Origin of the sequence: Parendozoicomonas callyspongiae, assembly GCF_023502345.1 — a bacterium.
GTDB lineage: Bacteria > Pseudomonadota > Gammaproteobacteria > Pseudomonadales > Endozoicomonadaceae > Sansalvadorimonas > Sansalvadorimonas callyspongiae.
The window spans coordinates 169,347-184,593 of sequence record NZ_JAMFLX010000004.1 but is presented as its reverse complement, the minus strand read 5'-3'; the positions used below and the strand labels follow the sequence as shown (position 1 = coordinate 184,593).

General features: G+C 49.3%; 12 protein-coding genes. 7 read left to right on the top strand and 5 right to left on the bottom strand.

Features of this window, described 5'->3' with window-relative positions; genetic code table 11:
- Positions 1–64: 64 nt before the first annotated feature.
- Positions 65–1,852 (bottom strand): GspE/PulE family protein, encoded by a 1,788-nt coding sequence (locus M3P05_RS04660; protein WP_249698255.1) that lies wholly within the window; start codon positions 1,850–1,852, stop codon positions 65–67.
- A 351-nt stretch (positions 1,853–2,203) separates the two neighbouring features.
- Positions 2,204–2,800 (bottom strand): CYTH domain-containing protein, encoded by a 597-nt coding sequence (locus tag M3P05_RS04655; protein WP_249698194.1) that lies wholly within the window; start codon positions 2,798–2,800, stop codon positions 2,204–2,206.
- Between the two features lie 102 nt (positions 2,801–2,902).
- Here M3P05_RS04655 and M3P05_RS04650 point away from each other — a divergent pair, with 102 nt between their 5' ends.
- From M3P05_RS04650 to M3P05_RS04625, 6 genes are all read left to right on the top strand, one after another.
- Complete coding sequence (locus M3P05_RS04650; RefSeq protein ID WP_249698193.1) at positions 2,903–4,498, top strand: alkaline phosphatase; 1,596 nt, start codon at positions 2,903–2,905, stop codon at positions 4,496–4,498.
- 313 nt (positions 4,499–4,811) lie between these two features.
- Entirely contained in the window at positions 4,812–5,492 is a 681-nt protein-coding gene (locus M3P05_RS04645) for a TIGR00153 family protein (RefSeq protein WP_249698192.1), read from the top strand.
- Between the two features lie 29 nt (positions 5,493–5,521).
- Positions 5,522–6,793, top strand: coding sequence for an inorganic phosphate transporter (locus tag M3P05_RS04640; RefSeq protein ID WP_249698191.1), 1,272 nt, complete (start codon positions 5,522–5,524; stop codon positions 6,791–6,793).
- 103 nt (positions 6,794–6,896) lie between these two features.
- The gene (gene argE, locus M3P05_RS04635; protein ID WP_249698189.1) at positions 6,897–8,048 is read left to right on the top strand and encodes an acetylornithine deacetylase; all 1,152 of its coding nucleotides are present in this window, start codon (positions 6,897–6,899) and stop codon (positions 8,046–8,048) included.
- Between the two features lie 15 nt (positions 8,049–8,063).
- Positions 8,064–9,380: an amino-acid N-acetyltransferase gene (argA, locus tag M3P05_RS04630; protein ID WP_249698187.1), complete on the top strand. Its 1,317-nt coding sequence runs from the start codon at positions 8,064–8,066 to the stop codon at positions 9,378–9,380.
- Between the two features lie 42 nt (positions 9,381–9,422).
- On the top strand, positions 9,423–9,776 hold the full coding sequence (locus M3P05_RS04625) for a hypothetical protein (protein WP_249698186.1): 354 nt from the start codon (positions 9,423–9,425) through the stop codon (positions 9,774–9,776).
- Between the two features lie 12 nt (positions 9,777–9,788).
- Here M3P05_RS04625 and M3P05_RS04620 read toward each other — a convergent pair whose 3' ends face one another.
- Complete coding sequence (locus M3P05_RS04620; protein ID WP_249698185.1) at positions 9,789–10,688, bottom strand: LysR substrate-binding domain-containing protein; 900 nt, start codon at positions 10,686–10,688, stop codon at positions 9,789–9,791.
- A 100-nt stretch (positions 10,689–10,788) separates the two neighbouring features.
- Between M3P05_RS04620 and M3P05_RS04615 the strand changes: the two genes are divergently transcribed.
- A complete protein-coding gene (locus tag M3P05_RS04615; protein ID WP_249698184.1) occupies positions 10,789–11,655 on the top strand; it encodes a DMT family transporter in 867 nt (288 codons plus the stop codon).
- Positions 11,656–11,657: 2 nt separating this feature from the next.
- On the opposite strand, the gene M3P05_RS04610 is transcribed toward M3P05_RS04615, so the two are convergent.
- Together M3P05_RS04610 and M3P05_RS04605 are read right to left on the bottom strand one after the other, a co-directional pair.
- Positions 11,658–14,639 (bottom strand): hypothetical protein, encoded by a 2,982-nt coding sequence (locus M3P05_RS04610; protein WP_249698183.1) that lies wholly within the window; start codon positions 14,637–14,639, stop codon positions 11,658–11,660.
- An 84-nt stretch (positions 14,640–14,723) separates the two neighbouring features.
- Positions 14,724–15,221, bottom strand: coding sequence for a dihydrofolate reductase (locus M3P05_RS04605; RefSeq protein WP_249698182.1), 498 nt, complete (start codon positions 15,219–15,221; stop codon positions 14,724–14,726).
- Positions 15,222–15,247: the final 26 nt, after the last annotated feature.

Here is a 15,247-nt window from a genome sequence, read left to right as displayed (position 1 = left end):
GGGATTATGACCCTTTCCTTTCTTATCCTGATCTACGGCGTCTGAATAATACAATCAATACAAATTAACGAGTCACGGTAACCGGCGTGACTCTCAACACCTCTTCCATTGTCGTTAATCCTGCCGCAACTTTCTGAGCGCCACTAAGACGCAGTGTATGCATACCTTCTTTGATTGCAGAAGCTCTAAGCTTATCCAGATCACATTGATCACTGATAAGGTCTCTTGTTGTGCCTTCCAGAAGCATAAGCTCATACACTCCAGTTCTTCCCAGGTAACCGGTCTGACGACAAGCCTGACAGCCCACCGGCCTGGCAATCTGTTTTGGTGATTCAGCTACCCAGGGTCTGGTCAGTTCCCCCCAGGATTTCTCATCAACAGAAGCTGGCTTCTTGCACTCCGGGCAAAGAGTACGCACCAGTCGCTGTGCCATAACTCCAAGAACTGTTGCCCTAATCAGATAATGGGGCACACCTAATTCCAGCAGTCGGGTAATGGCAGATGGCGCATCATTGGTATGAAGTGTTGAAAGAACCAGATGACCAGTCAGTGCCGCCTGAATAGCCATTTCAGCTGTTTCAAGATCCCGTATCTCGCCGATCATAATAATGTCAGGGTCCTGTCGCATAAGCGCACGAACGCCGCTGGCAAAGTTCAAATCAATATTGTGCTGTACCTGCATCTGATTGAAGGAAGACTCAACCATTTCTATGGGGTCTTCAATGGTGCAGACGTTCACTTCATCTGTAGCGAGTTCTTTGAGTGTGGAATAAAGGGTTGTTGTTTTACCGGAACCTGTTGGACCGGTTACCAGAACAATACCATTTGACTGCTTAACCATCTGATGCCAGCGGGAGTCATCCTCCTTACTGAAACCGAGTTCTCCAAAGCTTTTTAAAAGAACATCCGGATCAAAGATCCGCATAACCATTTTTTCGCCAAATGCGGTAGGTAAAGTAGAAAGGCGAAGTTCGATCTCATTGCCTTCTTCAGAACGGGTTTTCAAACGTCCATCCTGCGGCCTGCGCTTTTCAGCCACATTCATTCTTCCCATGATTTTTATACGACTTGTTACCGCAGCCACAACCTGGGAAGGCATGTCATAAACCGTATGAAGTACGCCATCAATTCGGAAGCGGATATGTCCCTGATCCCTGCGAGGTTCAATATGGATATCACTGGCCCGCTGTTCAAATGCATACTGCAAAAGCCAGTCAACGATATTGACTATATGCTGGTCATTAACATCAGGAGCCTGAGCATTCCCCAGCTCCAGCATCTGTTCAAAATTGTTGGTTACCGCTGTCTTTACGCCATCAGTTTTGCTAGCTCCGGTAATGGACTTGGCCAGCTTGTAAAACTCAGCCGTATAACGCGTCAGATCCGTTGGGTTACAGACAACACGTCGTACTTCTCTCTGGCAGACATGGCGAAGATTTTCTTCCCAGCCGGTATGCCAGGGCTGAGAGCTGGCTACGACAACCTCCCTGTCATTCACATCAACAGCGAGAATTTGGTGTCTTTGGGCAAAAGCCTGTGACATCACAGGAGTAACAGAAGCGGTATCAATTTTCAGGGGGTCAATATGGAAGTAAGGCTGCCCGGCATCATCCGCCAGCCAGTGGGTGAGAGTTTCCAGATCCAGGGTTTTATCAGTATGCCTGGCATCCTTTAATTTCAGGCCAGCCAGATATTCCAGAGGATGCTGCCGGGCCTGCTGGGCATCACGGCGCTGGGACAGAACCTCCTCAGACTGTTTCTCCGATAACAGACCATCACGTACCAGATGTTTTACAAGCTGGGAGAGATCCAGCATATAGCCGGCGGATTTCTCCCGGTTGGAAAGCCCCATGCTCCGACTGTGCCCCTGATTCTGACTGGCCTGATCGTTTTTCTTCTGTTCCACGATGCATCCGTGCTCTGGAAATCTATTACCTCAGTTTATACTAGGTTCTGTTGACGTAAGTTTGTGCAATTCAGTGGCTCAGAAAGCCGCCAATCGCAAGGAAGGCTTGTGAAGGTGTAGTGGTTCTACATCAAGCAAGCCTGACGTAGGGAGTGGCGGCTTTCTGGGCCACCCGAAGGGCGCCAGCGAGGCTTTCCAGCTCGTCGTTGCAGCCGTTCGAAAGACAACCAGTATTCCTTCACGGCTGCGTCTAGATCTGAAAAGCCTCGCTGGCGCTGAATGCACAAACTTACGTCATCAGAACCTAACCAGCTGATATCCTCGTTCGGCTTTGCTGATATCACAGGGAGTGAGATCAACACCTTCTCCCAGCACCCTTGCCAGGTCATGCAAAGCAGCCTCTGGCCCCGATTTTAATTCCAGCTCAAGTTCTGAGATTCGCTGCCTGCCAGAATCTGTAATAATCCAGCCATCATCCAGTGCCAGCTCAATAGATGCACCCTGCCATTCAAGATTAATAACCCTGCGCTCAAAATCCGTCTGGAAAACCGGACGTAAAGAATCTGAATAAATGCCCTGCAGATTTTCTGGCCAGACTTTCTCCAGTTCCTGCTCATTGATAACCGGCTCACCAAGATTCCATTCCCACTCCCCTCGACGGCTTAATCCATCAACACTTGTTCCCAGTGTTTTCAGGGTCTGGATATACCTGTCACCTTTTTTGCGAATTCTGAGAGCGGCACGGTTTTTCATCAAATCAAAGCCGGGGGTATCAAAGTAGGTATTATCGAGGTGCTGAATATCCACTTCTTTACCCGCAAGACAGGGCGTCACCAATACACTCTGGTGATCTTCCGGGGTTAGCAATAACTTCAACTCCACTTCACTGCTCATAACAAGATCTCAACTTATCGTCATATTGCTTTAACAATTCTTTAATAAATTACCTTTGGGATAGAAACGCAACCCTCAGATATCAACGCCAGGAGAAAGACAATGTATAACAAAAGCAGGATGCGCAAGGGGCTGACCGCTCTGACCGTTTCCCTCATGATGCTTCCCACAGCGTCAATGGCTGCCGAAAAGGCCAAAAACATTATTCTGATGATCGGGGATGGCATGGGTCCTCAGCAGATGGGTCTGCTGGAGTCTTACGCACGTATGGCTCCCAGCTCTATCTACAAAGGCCAGAAAACAGCCATGCAGCAACTGGCTGACGACGGCCATATGGGGCTTTCCCTTCCGAATCCTGCAGGTGCTCTGGTGGTTGACTCTGCCAGCTCAGCCTCTCAGCTCGCTACTGGCATTCCTGCACCATCAGAAGCTCTGGGTGTTGACCCACAAGGTAACAGTGTTGAAACCATTCTTGAGAAAGCCAAGAGAATGGGGAAGGCGACCGGTCTGATTTCTGATACCCGTCTGACCCACGCCACCCCGGCGGCATTTGCAGCCCACCAGCCACATCGCTCCCTGGAAAATGAGATTGCGGCCCAGATGCTGGAGAACGGTGTTGACGTTATGCTCTCCGGCGGCATTCGTCACTGGATTCCCCAGGTTGCCAACGAGAAAGGCGCCGTTTACAAGCAACTGGTTGATATGACCGGTGGCACAGTCAAAATCAAATCCAAGCGCAAGGACAACCGCAACCTGCTGCTGGAAGCCAAAGATGCCGGCTATGATCTGGCCTTTAACCGTAACGCGCTTGAGAAAGCCAATGGTGACAAACTCCTGGGTCTGTTCTCCTATTCCGGCATGCTGGATGGCATCGCCTATTCCAACAGCAAGAACTCTCGTGAACGCACCCAGCCTTCTTTGAAAGAGATGACTGTGAAGGCCCTGGATATACTGTCTCAGGATGAAGACGGATTCTTCCTGATGGTTGAGGGCGGACAGATCGACTGGGCCGGCCATAACAATGATGCAGGCACCATGCTCCATGAACTGCTGAAATTCGACGAAGCCGTTGATGCTGTTCGTCAGTGGGCTGCCGATCGCGACGATACTCTGGTGGTTGTTACCGCTGACCATGAAACCGGCTCCTTCGGTTTCAGTTACTCTGCCAGCAATCTGCCCAAAGCCTCCAAACTGCCAGGTAAGGTGTTCGCTGAGCGTGACTTCAAGCCTAACTTCAACTTCGGTGCTCCTGAGATTCTGGATAATCTCTACAACCAGAAGAAGAGCTTCTACGGCATGATCAGTGCCTATAACGGGATTCCAAAAGCCGAGCGTACACCTGCAACCCTGGCTAAAGTGGTCAACGAGAACAGCAGCTTTGATATTGATGAAAGAGCTGCAGCCCGGATTCTGACCAAGGCACCCAACCCCTATCAGGTGGATGGCCATAAATATATGGCGACCAAGACTCTGCCCAAGGTGAATGATTTCCGCGCCTTCTTCGTTTACGGCGATGAAATCCAGATGAACCTGCTGGCACGGGAACTGGCTGAGAAGCAGAACACTGTCTGGGGGACCGGAACTCACACCAGTACCCCTGTTGCAGTGATTGCTCATGGTGACGATGACCTGATCAAAGCATTTGGCGGAATCAAGCATCATACCGATATCGGTAAGATTCTGATCTCTGCGCTCTAAGAGCCTGTTCATAATCTTTCGCAGATAGCGAAAATGACGAGTAAAAGCACCTGTTTCTTTGGTTTTGTGAGGCACATAGTGGTTCTATGTAACGAGCAAAAGCAGAGAAACAGGTGCTTTTACTCGGCATTTGCAGCCTGCGATAAGATTGTGAATAGGCTCTAAGCCCCTGCCCTGTTATTACCTTCAGGCTGGAGACTGTTATCCAGCCTGACAGGTCAGCTCACTTCTTTGTACTTTCGTTACACAAAACCCTTCACTTTTTCCAGAACCACTTATACTGGTTTTCCCAGAACAATCATAAGCGGTGATTATGTCCCCAAGGCATTTGTTGTCCAGCGTTTTTGGACGATCCCCCATAGGGCCCATACAGAATCATATCGCCAAGGCTCATGCGGCAGCTGCCGATCTTGAACCATTCTTCGTTGCAGCCCTTGCCGAAGACTGGGAAGAAGCAGCCCTGATTCAGCAGCGCATCACAAAATGGGAACATGAGGCTGATGAAATCAAGAAGCAGGTACGGCTATCACTGCCAAAAACCCTGTTTCTTCCCGTTCCCCGTGCGGATCTTTTAGAGCTTGTCACCGTTCAGGACAAAGTTTCCAACCGGGCCAAGGATATTGCCGGTCTGGTACTTGGCCGCAAAATGTGTTTCCCCGAGCCAATAAAAGAGAGTTTCCTGCATTACGTCAGGCGCTCAATAGAAACCTCTGCCCAGGCATTAAGAGCCATCAACGAGCTGGATGACCTTCTGGAAACAGGCTTCCGGGGGCGAGAGGCCGACCTTGTCGAGAATATGATTGAAGAGCTCGACGCCATAGAGAGTGATACCGACAGGCTTCAGGTGCATATACGCCGAACCCTGTTTGAGCATGAGAAGGAACTCCCCCCAGTGGACGTGATGTTTATGTACAAGATTATCGAATGGGTTGGTGATCTCGCCGACCGGGCATCCCGGGTTGGTAGTTACCTGCAGTTGTTGCTCGCTCATTAATAAGCTGATCTATCTGGTGTACTGCTGTTATGTCCATCATTGCTGAGTATGGTTTTGTCCTGCTGGGACTGGCCTGTATTTTTGGTTTTTTTATGGCCTGGGGGGTTGGTGCCAATGATGTCGCCAATGCCATGGGCACATCTGTAGGTTCTAAAGCCCTGACAATCCGCCAGGCAATAATCATTGCTGTTATTCTGGAGTTTGCAGGTGCTTATCTGGCCGGGGGTTCAGTCACTAGCACCATCCGCAAGGGAATTATTGATCCGACCATGCCCCAGCTTATTGAGCACCCTGAACTCTTGGTTTATGGCATGCTGGCAGCTCTTCTCGCGGCAGGAACCTGGCTGATGGTTGCCACCCATTATGGCTGGCCGGTTTCAACAACCCATTCCATTATTGGTGCAATTATTGGTTTCGCTGTCGCAGGTATCGGTGCCGATGTTGTGCAGTGGGGCAGTATCTCGTTTATTGCCTGCAGCTGGATTTTCTCGCCAATGATCTCAGGTCTGATGGCCTTCTGTGTCTTTCATTCTGTCCAGCGTTTGATTCTGGATACTGAAGATCCATTCAGCAATGCCAAGCGGTATGTTCCTTTCTATATGTTCCTGATGGGCTTTATGATGTCCATGGTGACCCTGACCAAAGGGCTAAGCCATCTGGGATTTGATTTCTCTACGTTTGATTCAATCGCTATCGCCACCTTCACGGGTTTTCTGTTAACAATTATTGGCCGTCTGAGCCTGAGGCGAATTCACCGTGATTTGGCCGCTGATGCCACCTTCCACTTTTCCAGTGTGGAAAAAGTATTTGGTTCCATGATGGTTTTCACTGCCTGTGCAATGGCATTTGCCCATGGTTCCAATGATGTAGCTAACGCAGTTGGCCCCCTAGCAGCCGTGGTCAATGTCGTTGAACGCGGGGGAGAAATTTGTGCAAACTCGGTAATGCCAAGCTGGGTTCTGTTGCTGGGAGGCGCAGGAATTATTACCGGTCTGACCACCTACGGCTATCGGGTCATGGCCACAATAGGCAAGCATATTACCGAGCTAACCCCCAGCCGTGGCTTTGCTGCCGAACTTTCTGCAGCTACAACGGTTGTGATTGCATCAGGTATCGGGTTTCCGATTTCAACAACTCACACACTGGTTGGAGCTGTTCTCGGTGTAGGATTGGCCCGTGGAATTGGTGCTCTTAATCTTCAGGTAATCGGGACAATATTTATGTCCTGGCTGGTGACTCTTCCTGCTGGTGCTGTTCTCTCCCTGGTGTTTTTCTATCTACTGAAAACATCATTTGGATAGCTTTAGATGGCAGTTGAGATAATTGTTTAAATCTATCTCTTCTTAAATTGCCTGATGCTGTTTAATATTCCCTGATATAGAGAACGCAGTTCAGGCAATAAATATGTCACAACAGTTGATCCCTGCTATCAGGCAGCTGATCGCCACCCCTTCAGTCAGCAGCACCCGCCCCGACTATGATCAGGGCAACCTTGCAGTTATTGAGTTGCTGGCCAACTGGCTTGGGGATATGGAGTTCTCCTGTGAAATTCTTCCCATCCCCAATGCTCCAGGTAAAGCCAACCTTATTGCCACGCTAGGGAAAGGTCCGGGAGGGCTGGTTCTATCCGGTCATACCGATACTGTTCCCTGTGATGATTCACTGTGGAGCCAGAATCCTTTCACTCTGACTGAACAGGATAACAAGCTTTATGGTCTGGGAACCTGTGATATGAAAAGCTTTCTGGCTTTGGCCATGGAAGCGGCACGGGGGCTAAAGCCGGAGCAGCTGAAACAACCGTTAATTATTCTTGCTACTGCTGACGAAGAGTCATCCATGAGCGGAGCCAGGGAACTGGTACGCATTGGTCAGCCCAAAGCAAGAACTGCCATCATTGGTGAACCAACAGGCCTTATCCCGCTTCATATGCACAAAGGCATTATGATGGAACGCCTGACAATAACCGGTAAATCAGGCCATTCCAGCGATCCTTCCAAGGGTCGAAATGCCATGGATGCTATGCATCATATTATGACTGAGCTGATGGTTATCCGGGAGGAGTGGAAGTATCAGTACAGTAATCCGGGCTTTACCGTTCCCATGCCCACCATGAACTTTGGCTGTATTCATGGTGGCGATAACCCCAACCGGATCTGTGAAACCTGTTCTCTGGAATACGATGTCAGGATGCTGCCGGGAATGGATCCCGACGAGATTCGAAGAAACATCTATCAGCGCACCCATGTTCTCAGCGAACAGGCTGGTGTTGTTCTAGAACTTGAACCAGTGTCCATGCCCATACCGCCATTCTCCAGCGAAGAAAACAGCTCTCTGCTGAGAACCTGTGAAGGGCTGACCGGCTATCGTGCTACAAGTGCTGCCTTTGCGACTGAAGCGCCATTCCTCAGGCAGATGGGAATGGATACCGTGGTGATGGGGCCCGGAAATATTGCCCAGGCCCACCAGCCGGATGAGTATCTGGCACTGGATACAATTGAACCAACAGTAACCTTGCTTAAAAACCTGATTCACCGTTACTGTCTTCAAAGCGAATAAAGAAAACAAATAGATATGAATATTTCCAGCGAAAACTATGTCAGGTTCTTTCGTCAGTCATCGCCCTATATGCATGCACACCGTGGGCGAACTTTCGTCATCATGCTGCCAGGTGAAGCGCTGGAAGATACTAACTTTCCCAACATCATTCATGATATTGCTCTTCTTAGCAGCCTTGGTGTTCGCCTGGTTCTGGTACACGGCGCCCGCCCACAGATAAGCAGGCGGCTGGAGCTGCAAAAAATTGAAGCCAGCTTCCACAATGACTCACGAATCACTGATAAATCATCTCTTGCCGCTGTAATTGATGCCAATGGCAGCATGCGGGTTCGTATGGAAGCTCAACTATCCATGGGACTGATTAACTCTCCCATGCATGGCTCAAGAATCCGGGTAGTCAGCGGCAATTTTGTAACAGCCCGCCCTTTGGGAGTTGTTGACGGCGTGGACTTCCAGAACACCGGAGAAGTCCGCCGTGTAGACCGAAAAGCGATCTCTCAGCAACTGGACGATGGGCATCTGGTCTTACTTTCCAGCCTGGGATATTCCCCAACCGGAGAGGTTTTTAATCTTTCAGCGGAAGACGTAGCCACCCGCACAGCCATCGCATTAAAAGCAGAGAAGTTAATTCTGTTCGGTAACAGTATCGGTCTTCAGGATGAGGATGGTGAACTGATCAGAACCATGCGCCCCCGCGAAGCACGCTCACGCCTGCAAAGCAAACAGCACCAAGAGTTCCACCGGTTACTGGAAGCCGCTGTGACTGCCTGTGACAGCAGTATTGTCCGGACACATATCGTAAGCCATTGCATTGATGGCGCTCTGCTTCAGGAGCTGTTTACACGGGATGGTTTTGGAACACTGATCACCCAGGATATGGCTGCCTACGAACAACTGCGTCCAGCCACAATAGAAGACGTTGGTGGTATTCTGAAGCTTATTCAGCCCCTTGAAGAGAAGGGTGTTCTTGTACGCCGTTCCCGCAAGCAGCTGGAACGTGAAATCAATACATTCACAGTACTTGTCAGAGACGGAATGATTGTTGGCTGTGCCGCACTATGCAGCTATCCCAAAGACGGTTGTGGAGAGCTGGCTTGCCTGGTGATACACCCGGAATACCGCCAGGGCAAGCGAGGAGATGTATTACTGTCCGCTATTGAGCAACAGGCACGACAACAGAAACTGAAATCCCTGTTTGTGCTGACAACACGGACGGCACATTGGTTTATTGAACGGGGATTTGCTGCCAGCCCTCTGAAAACACTACCCTCCGAAAAGCAGGAGGCCTACAATCGTCCTCGAAACTCAAAGGTGTTCAAGAAAGTTCTATAAAGAGACTGTCTATCCTGTGACCTTTTCGGGCAGGTGTTGGTTATGAGGCCCAGATATCCCGCACTTCTATCGCTGGTATTTGCAGCAGTGTTGTTACCCTTGCCAGGCTACGCCAGCGTTTTACTTGAAGAAGCCAACTTTTCACCTTCATCTGCTGATACTCAGTCTGATACCAGTACGTCTGATAGCAAAGGTGTTCCCATCTTCAGGTTCAACGATAATTCCTGGTTTGAACTGACAATTCCGAAAACCAAGCATCCTGAAACAGGAAAAGAGATTGAGGCTGAGCGCAACAGGGAAAACGCGATCAAAAACTCAGATCGGGAACCCCTGTTTGATGAAAACCTGGATTTTCTTAACCAGCTGCAGCTGCGATATCGTATTAAGTTCAAATAAGACTAAAGCCACTTAAGAGCCTTCACTTGACTCATGATATAGCCAGTCAGCCAGGGCTTTGATCGCAGGCTCGCGCATACGGCCGTGCTTACAGCAGAAGTAAACATGGAAGCCGGTCTCCCAGCCCCCCAGAGGCAGGCGTACCAGACGCCCCCCCTGAATATCTTTCTCCACCATAAAATCACTTGCCAGGGTAATTCCCTGGCCACTGGCCGCCGCTTCAATACCCATAACCTGATGACTGAATGAGTGGATCTTGACCTTCGGTGGCATATCCAGCCCAAGAGTACGGGCCCAGATTTCCCAGTCAGTGCCAGGCTCTGAACCGGTATCCCGATCACAGGACAACAGTGGATAACGCCAGATGGCCTCTTCAACAGGTTCCTCGGACATTTCCTGGTAAACCCAGGGCGCGCAGACCGGCACCACCAGCTCACGGCGTATCAACTGTTTGTAGTAGCCGGGCTTATCAGGCTGCTCCGTAACAAATGCATCACCAGTTCTGTCGGATAACACCGGCAACTCCGAATCCATTTGCAGACGAAGATCAATATCCGGGTAGAGACTGTGAAATTTTGGCAGCAGTGGCACCAGCCATTTAATACCGAAGGAACTGTAAACATGAAATCGGATCCGGGCATTGGCTACACCCATGACCTGACCAGTAGCAATGGAGAGTTCACGCAGAATACGATCCACTTCGAAATGATAGTGTTTGCCTACCTCTGACAACTCCAGCTTTCTTCCCTGCTTGCTCAACAGAGTTTCACCCAGAAAATCTTCCAGCAAACGCAGCCTGTGACTGACCGCACTCTGGCTGATTCCCAGCTCCTGCCCGGCAAGAGTCACACTTTCATTTCGAGCCACTGCATCAAACGCCAGCAGCGCCTTCATGGGGGGTAATGTACGCACAACAACCTATGAATTCATTTCATCAATAGTGAATTTTTATCATTTTTTTAATACAACAACTGGGCCGTATTATGCCGTCAGGAAGAGGTACATATTGTCAATGAAAGATAAAAATCCTGTATATCTGGCCATAATTTTTCTGGTTGTTGGTAACCAGTTCGGCATTATGTCCGACGCTCTTATCAAGAGCCTTGGCTTTGAAGGCCCACTGATTCAACTGCTGTTTTATCGACAGTTAATGTCGACCATTATTCTGTTCCCCGTCTGGCTGAAATATGCGACACCTTCGAGCCATATGGGAATTCATGTGCTGCGTGCCAATCTGGGAACATCCGCCAGCCTGTGCATGTTTTTCGCGTTAAACACTCTTCCTCTCGCGACAACCCATGCCATTTATTACTCATTACCGCTGTTTACCCTGCCTATGGCCTTTTTATTACTGGGTACAAAGGCGACACGGGCACAGTGCATTGCCACGGCTATTGGCTTTATCGGTGTGCTGATAATTATTCGACCAACCAGCATTAACTGGGGAGCTGTTTCTGCTTTTGCCTGTGCATTGGCTACAGCATTTAATGTAGTGATTGTTAGAAAACTACCCGAGAATGAATCTGTTATCGGTACGCTGTTCTGGATGAATGCTCTGGCACTGCCTGTCTCATTTGGTCTTTACATTTCTGAGGATGTTGCCTGGAATATGGAGCTGCTTATGTGGGCAGGTTTGAGCGCCATTCTGGTTATGTTCTTCTTTGGCGGCTCCATTGCAGCCTACAAAATGGCTGATGCTGGAAACATCTGCGGCGCTGAATACACCGGCCTGGTGGGATCCGCAGCAGTGGGGTTCTTTATTTTCAGTGAACTGCCAGATATTTACACCATAATCGGGGCAACCCTGATTATTGTGCCTCTGATCTATATCGGGAAAAAGAAATCTGGCGGAACCAGACAGCTTTCAGAATCATACTGAGCTTAGGCAGGGACAATACCACGGTCGATATCATCCAGGAGCTGGCGGTGTCCAAGCTCCCCACGGATGGTTTCCTGGAAGAAATGACCAACGGAACCGGCCAGAAGATCCTGAAGCTGCTGCTCAAGAAATTTCCGCCTGAGTATAAGTTTTGCTCTTTTCACCAGCATCTTTTCATTAAGTTCCTGATGACCTTCACTGCGAATCGTTTCAAGTTCTTTTAACAAATCCGCATGCTCCTTTCTCAAAGAGGCCAGCACTTTAACAAACCCGTTTACACCATTTTTGCTTTCACGGCGCATAGCTCGCCAGTCTTCAGCTGTTAAGCGGGTAACCTCTGCATCGAAAGCCAGATCCCTGCCCTCTTCATCCTTGCGGCTTTCAATCACTTTGCTTATACGGGCTCTGTTCATGGCATTGTTTATCATCTCAGCCCCTCTGCTTCCAACAAATGAAACCACCCAGTAGACACAGGCAACAAATGTTGGAATTGGAGTCAGATCAATCTTTCTAGGTAATACATCCTGAACAATCCAGCGGAACGCTGCTTTTGCGATTTTACTCGCATTCCAGGTCAGGCTGTTCCAAAGAAAGTGAGCCACCACTTTTCCTGTATGCAGGGCAGCATCAAGAGAGTGACAACTGATCCAGCTCAACTTCGCTTTAATTGCAGAGATTCTTAATTCTTTTGGAGGAAGAGGTTTTAATTCACCGAAGGCTTCATGCAACACTTTGGCTGACTCTTTTAACCAGACATTTTTCCCTTCGCCACCCTCAACTGTCTCGCCACTGAGAGCCAGTTCACGCAGCCAGTTCTGGTTATCTTCCCGGGCTTTAAGGGGTAACTCCTTCAACTGCCTTGCAGCCTTTCTGAACACCTTCAGACGCCGTGCCTTTGTCATAGCTTGCACTTGCGGCTTTGAAAGTTCTTCTTTATTTATCTTCTCGTCAGTATCAGAGTCACTTTCCAATGAGGACAGAGAATCTTCTTCACTGTCTGTTATACCCTCTTCTTCATTACTGCCCAGACTATGCTCAGTTAAACTTCCTGATTCACCTTCTGGAGAGTTCATTTCAAAGGGCTTCCATAATTCATCAAACCCCTTTTCAAACTTATCCTCCATATCAGATATTTCAGTCACCGTCTCGACAATCAGGCGTTCCATATCCTTGAATGACTCTCCCAACTGGGCAGAACGCAATTGCTGAAGAACCTGATATCTGCGCAGCTTGATTTGATCGGCAGCACTGAGATTTGCCTTACCTTTGATCTTATCCAAATCAGCGTAACCATCTTTCAAATTAGCGTAAGCATTGAAAACATCAGTCAGCGCCTTTTCACTTACCAAGTAACCCAGGCCATTCATCATATCGCTTCGCATACCCATATCAGGAGATTTTCCAGCCTTGTCGTAGTTGAGAACTTTGCGTTCCTGTCGCCAGTACTGGATATTTGACCATGCAAATTTTCCCGCAGTTAGACATGCCAAAGAAAGACAAGAAGTGACAATATACATTGCTCCGGCCCACCCGCCACTCATCAGACCCAGCGTAACTGCCGCTGACAATCTTGCAGCCAGATCCACAGCAATCACTCTTTTGCTGCGGGCCGCGTAGCGAATAATTCTGTTGATAATATCTTTGGTAATACGCAGGGTATGGCTACGGTCTACTCTGGCCTGAATCAACCAGAGTTCATCTTCGTTACAGTTATAACCAGCATCGACTTTAGGTGGCTCTAATGCAGGGCGCTCAATAACCTGAAGAACCTTTTTTTCACAGCCATGGACCGCTGTATACACATCATCTTCAGATAACCCGGCCCGCTCCATAATTCTGCAGCGCTGGTTTGGGGTGACACACGTGACAGCTTCATTCAGATGGTCAACCAGTCTTAGGTAAGCCTTGATCATATCGCCCTGACTATGCTGCTGGTTCAGCTTGAGAGCTCTGGCGATATTAAGAAAGGCCGTTACCGAGAGCTGGCTATCCAATGCTGCACACCCGCGCTGAGCCAAAACCGCAACAACCATTTCCCTGGCCTTCTCGCGGGAAGTTCCCTGTTTCCTCAGCTCATCAATTAAGTATTCCCGAACAACCTGACGCGAAGCCTGTCCGTGCTCAAGCACCTGGGATGTGGTGATTTTGACCATACCAGATAGACTACCAGCCAGTTGTTTTCCTTTTGGAATCTGGGGAGCAACATGTTTTACAGAGGAAACATTTCTTCCGTGTGAAGCAATAAGCTGGTCGAGGCCGACCCGCATTTCCATCAGGTGCTCAAGATCTACATTCCCGTCGCTGGTCAGCTCTTTTAGATTGGTTAAAGCAGATACTGCACTACTGGCCTGGCCGGAAGAGAATCCTGCCTCTTCCATCAAACGGTTACAGTAATGGGGAATAAGAACCCTCTCCAGGTAGCCGTTTGGAACCGAGCGGTTAAGAGCCAGAAACTCAAAAGCCAGCCTGTGAGGGTTGAGATTAACGAAGTAGTCGACCCGCCTCAGATCCTTCTCGTTCAGGTCTTTACGGGTGCTTTTGATTTTGATGCCACCAAAGCGACCATGGTTTAACTTGCATACTCCCGCCAGCTCCATTGCTGCTGCAACCTGGAACCCTTCCGGGGTTTGCAGCTCCGCTGTACGGGAGACTCTTTGCAGAGTAGAGGGGGAAACCTGGGGAGACATCTGATCGGCATGGGAGACTGTTTTTGCCGTCAGGTTGCGAAACTTTCTGATATAGGCGGAGAAAAGGCCTTTTCCGATGTTGGCCTCACCCCGAACCATGGAGACAAAACGGCTGTAAGCCCTGAGTATCAGATTCTTGGAAGCATCGGCGCCACTGACAAGCTGGGCAAGCTGCTTCTCACCGTCGCAATGGATGGCATTTACTGAGCTTCCTTCCTTAACCCGAGCCAGACTCTCACTATCGAAAACCTGTGAAGAATCAACCCGTTGCCCAGTCCCTGGCGTGCGTACCAGCATGTCCCGTTATTCACTCCTGACAATAGCCCCCTGCCCAATATTGAGGGGGTAATAAAGACAGTATAAGAAGGGACTTGCCGGGTATCAGACTCGATCCATCACCTGATAGCTATATTTGAGACCCTCGTCAGTTTCATGGTCTTCCCGGGCTTTTTCCTGCCACTCCGTTTCCTCAAGTGCCGGAAAAAAAGCGTCGCCAGCAAAGGATTGGCTGACCTTGGTGAGATAGAGACGCTCAGCTTTGGGAAGTGCCTGCCTGTAAATCTGCTCACCGCCGATCACCATCACTTCCGAAGCACCATCAATCATGGCGATACTCTCAGCCAGACTGACGGCTTCTTCCAGGCTGCGAACAACCCGAACACCTTCATGGTAGAAAGACTCATCACGGGTCATCACGATATTGGTGCGCCCAGGCAGAGGCCGCTTCAGGGACTCAAAGGTTTTCCGCCCCATGATTATGGGCTTGCCCATGGTTACCGCTTTGAAGTACCGGAGATCGCCGGGAAGATACCAGGGCAGTTTGTTATCAATGCCGATGGCGTTATTTTCCGCCACAGCCGCAATCATGGCTATTTTCATTATTTATTCCAGATTGTTCCTGCCTT

What these genes read in the sequence shown, in the direction of transcription:
- M3P05_RS04660 (WP_249698255.1), bottom strand. Translation starts at nt 1,852, where the DNA reads ATGGGGCTTTCCAACCGGGAGAAATCCGCCGGCTATATGCTGGATCTC.
- M3P05_RS04655 (WP_249698194.1), bottom strand. Translation starts at nt 2,800, where the DNA reads ATGAGCAGTGAAGTGGAGTTGAAGTTATTGCTAACCCCGGAAGATCAC.
- M3P05_RS04650 (WP_249698193.1), top strand. Translation starts at nt 2,903, where the DNA reads ATGTATAACAAAAGCAGGATGCGCAAGGGGCTGACCGCTCTGACCGTT.
- M3P05_RS04645 (WP_249698192.1), top strand. Translation starts at nt 4,812, where the DNA reads ATGTCCCCAAGGCATTTGTTGTCCAGCGTTTTTGGACGATCCCCCATA.
- M3P05_RS04640 (WP_249698191.1), top strand. Translation starts at nt 5,522, where the DNA reads ATGTCCATCATTGCTGAGTATGGTTTTGTCCTGCTGGGACTGGCCTGT.
- argE (WP_249698189.1), top strand. Translation starts at nt 6,897, where the DNA reads ATGTCACAACAGTTGATCCCTGCTATCAGGCAGCTGATCGCCACCCCT.
- argA (WP_249698187.1), top strand. Translation starts at nt 8,064, where the DNA reads ATGAATATTTCCAGCGAAAACTATGTCAGGTTCTTTCGTCAGTCATCG.
- M3P05_RS04625 (WP_249698186.1), top strand. Translation starts at nt 9,423, where the DNA reads ATGAGGCCCAGATATCCCGCACTTCTATCGCTGGTATTTGCAGCAGTG.
- M3P05_RS04615 (WP_249698184.1), top strand. Translation starts at nt 10,789, where the DNA reads ATGAAAGATAAAAATCCTGTATATCTGGCCATAATTTTTCTGGTTGTT.
- M3P05_RS04610 (WP_249698183.1), bottom strand. Translation starts at nt 14,639, where the DNA reads ATGCTGGTACGCACGCCAGGGACTGGGCAACGGGTTGATTCTTCACAG.
- M3P05_RS04605 (WP_249698182.1), bottom strand. Translation starts at nt 15,221, where the DNA reads ATGAAAATAGCCATGATTGCGGCTGTGGCGGAAAATAACGCCATCGGC.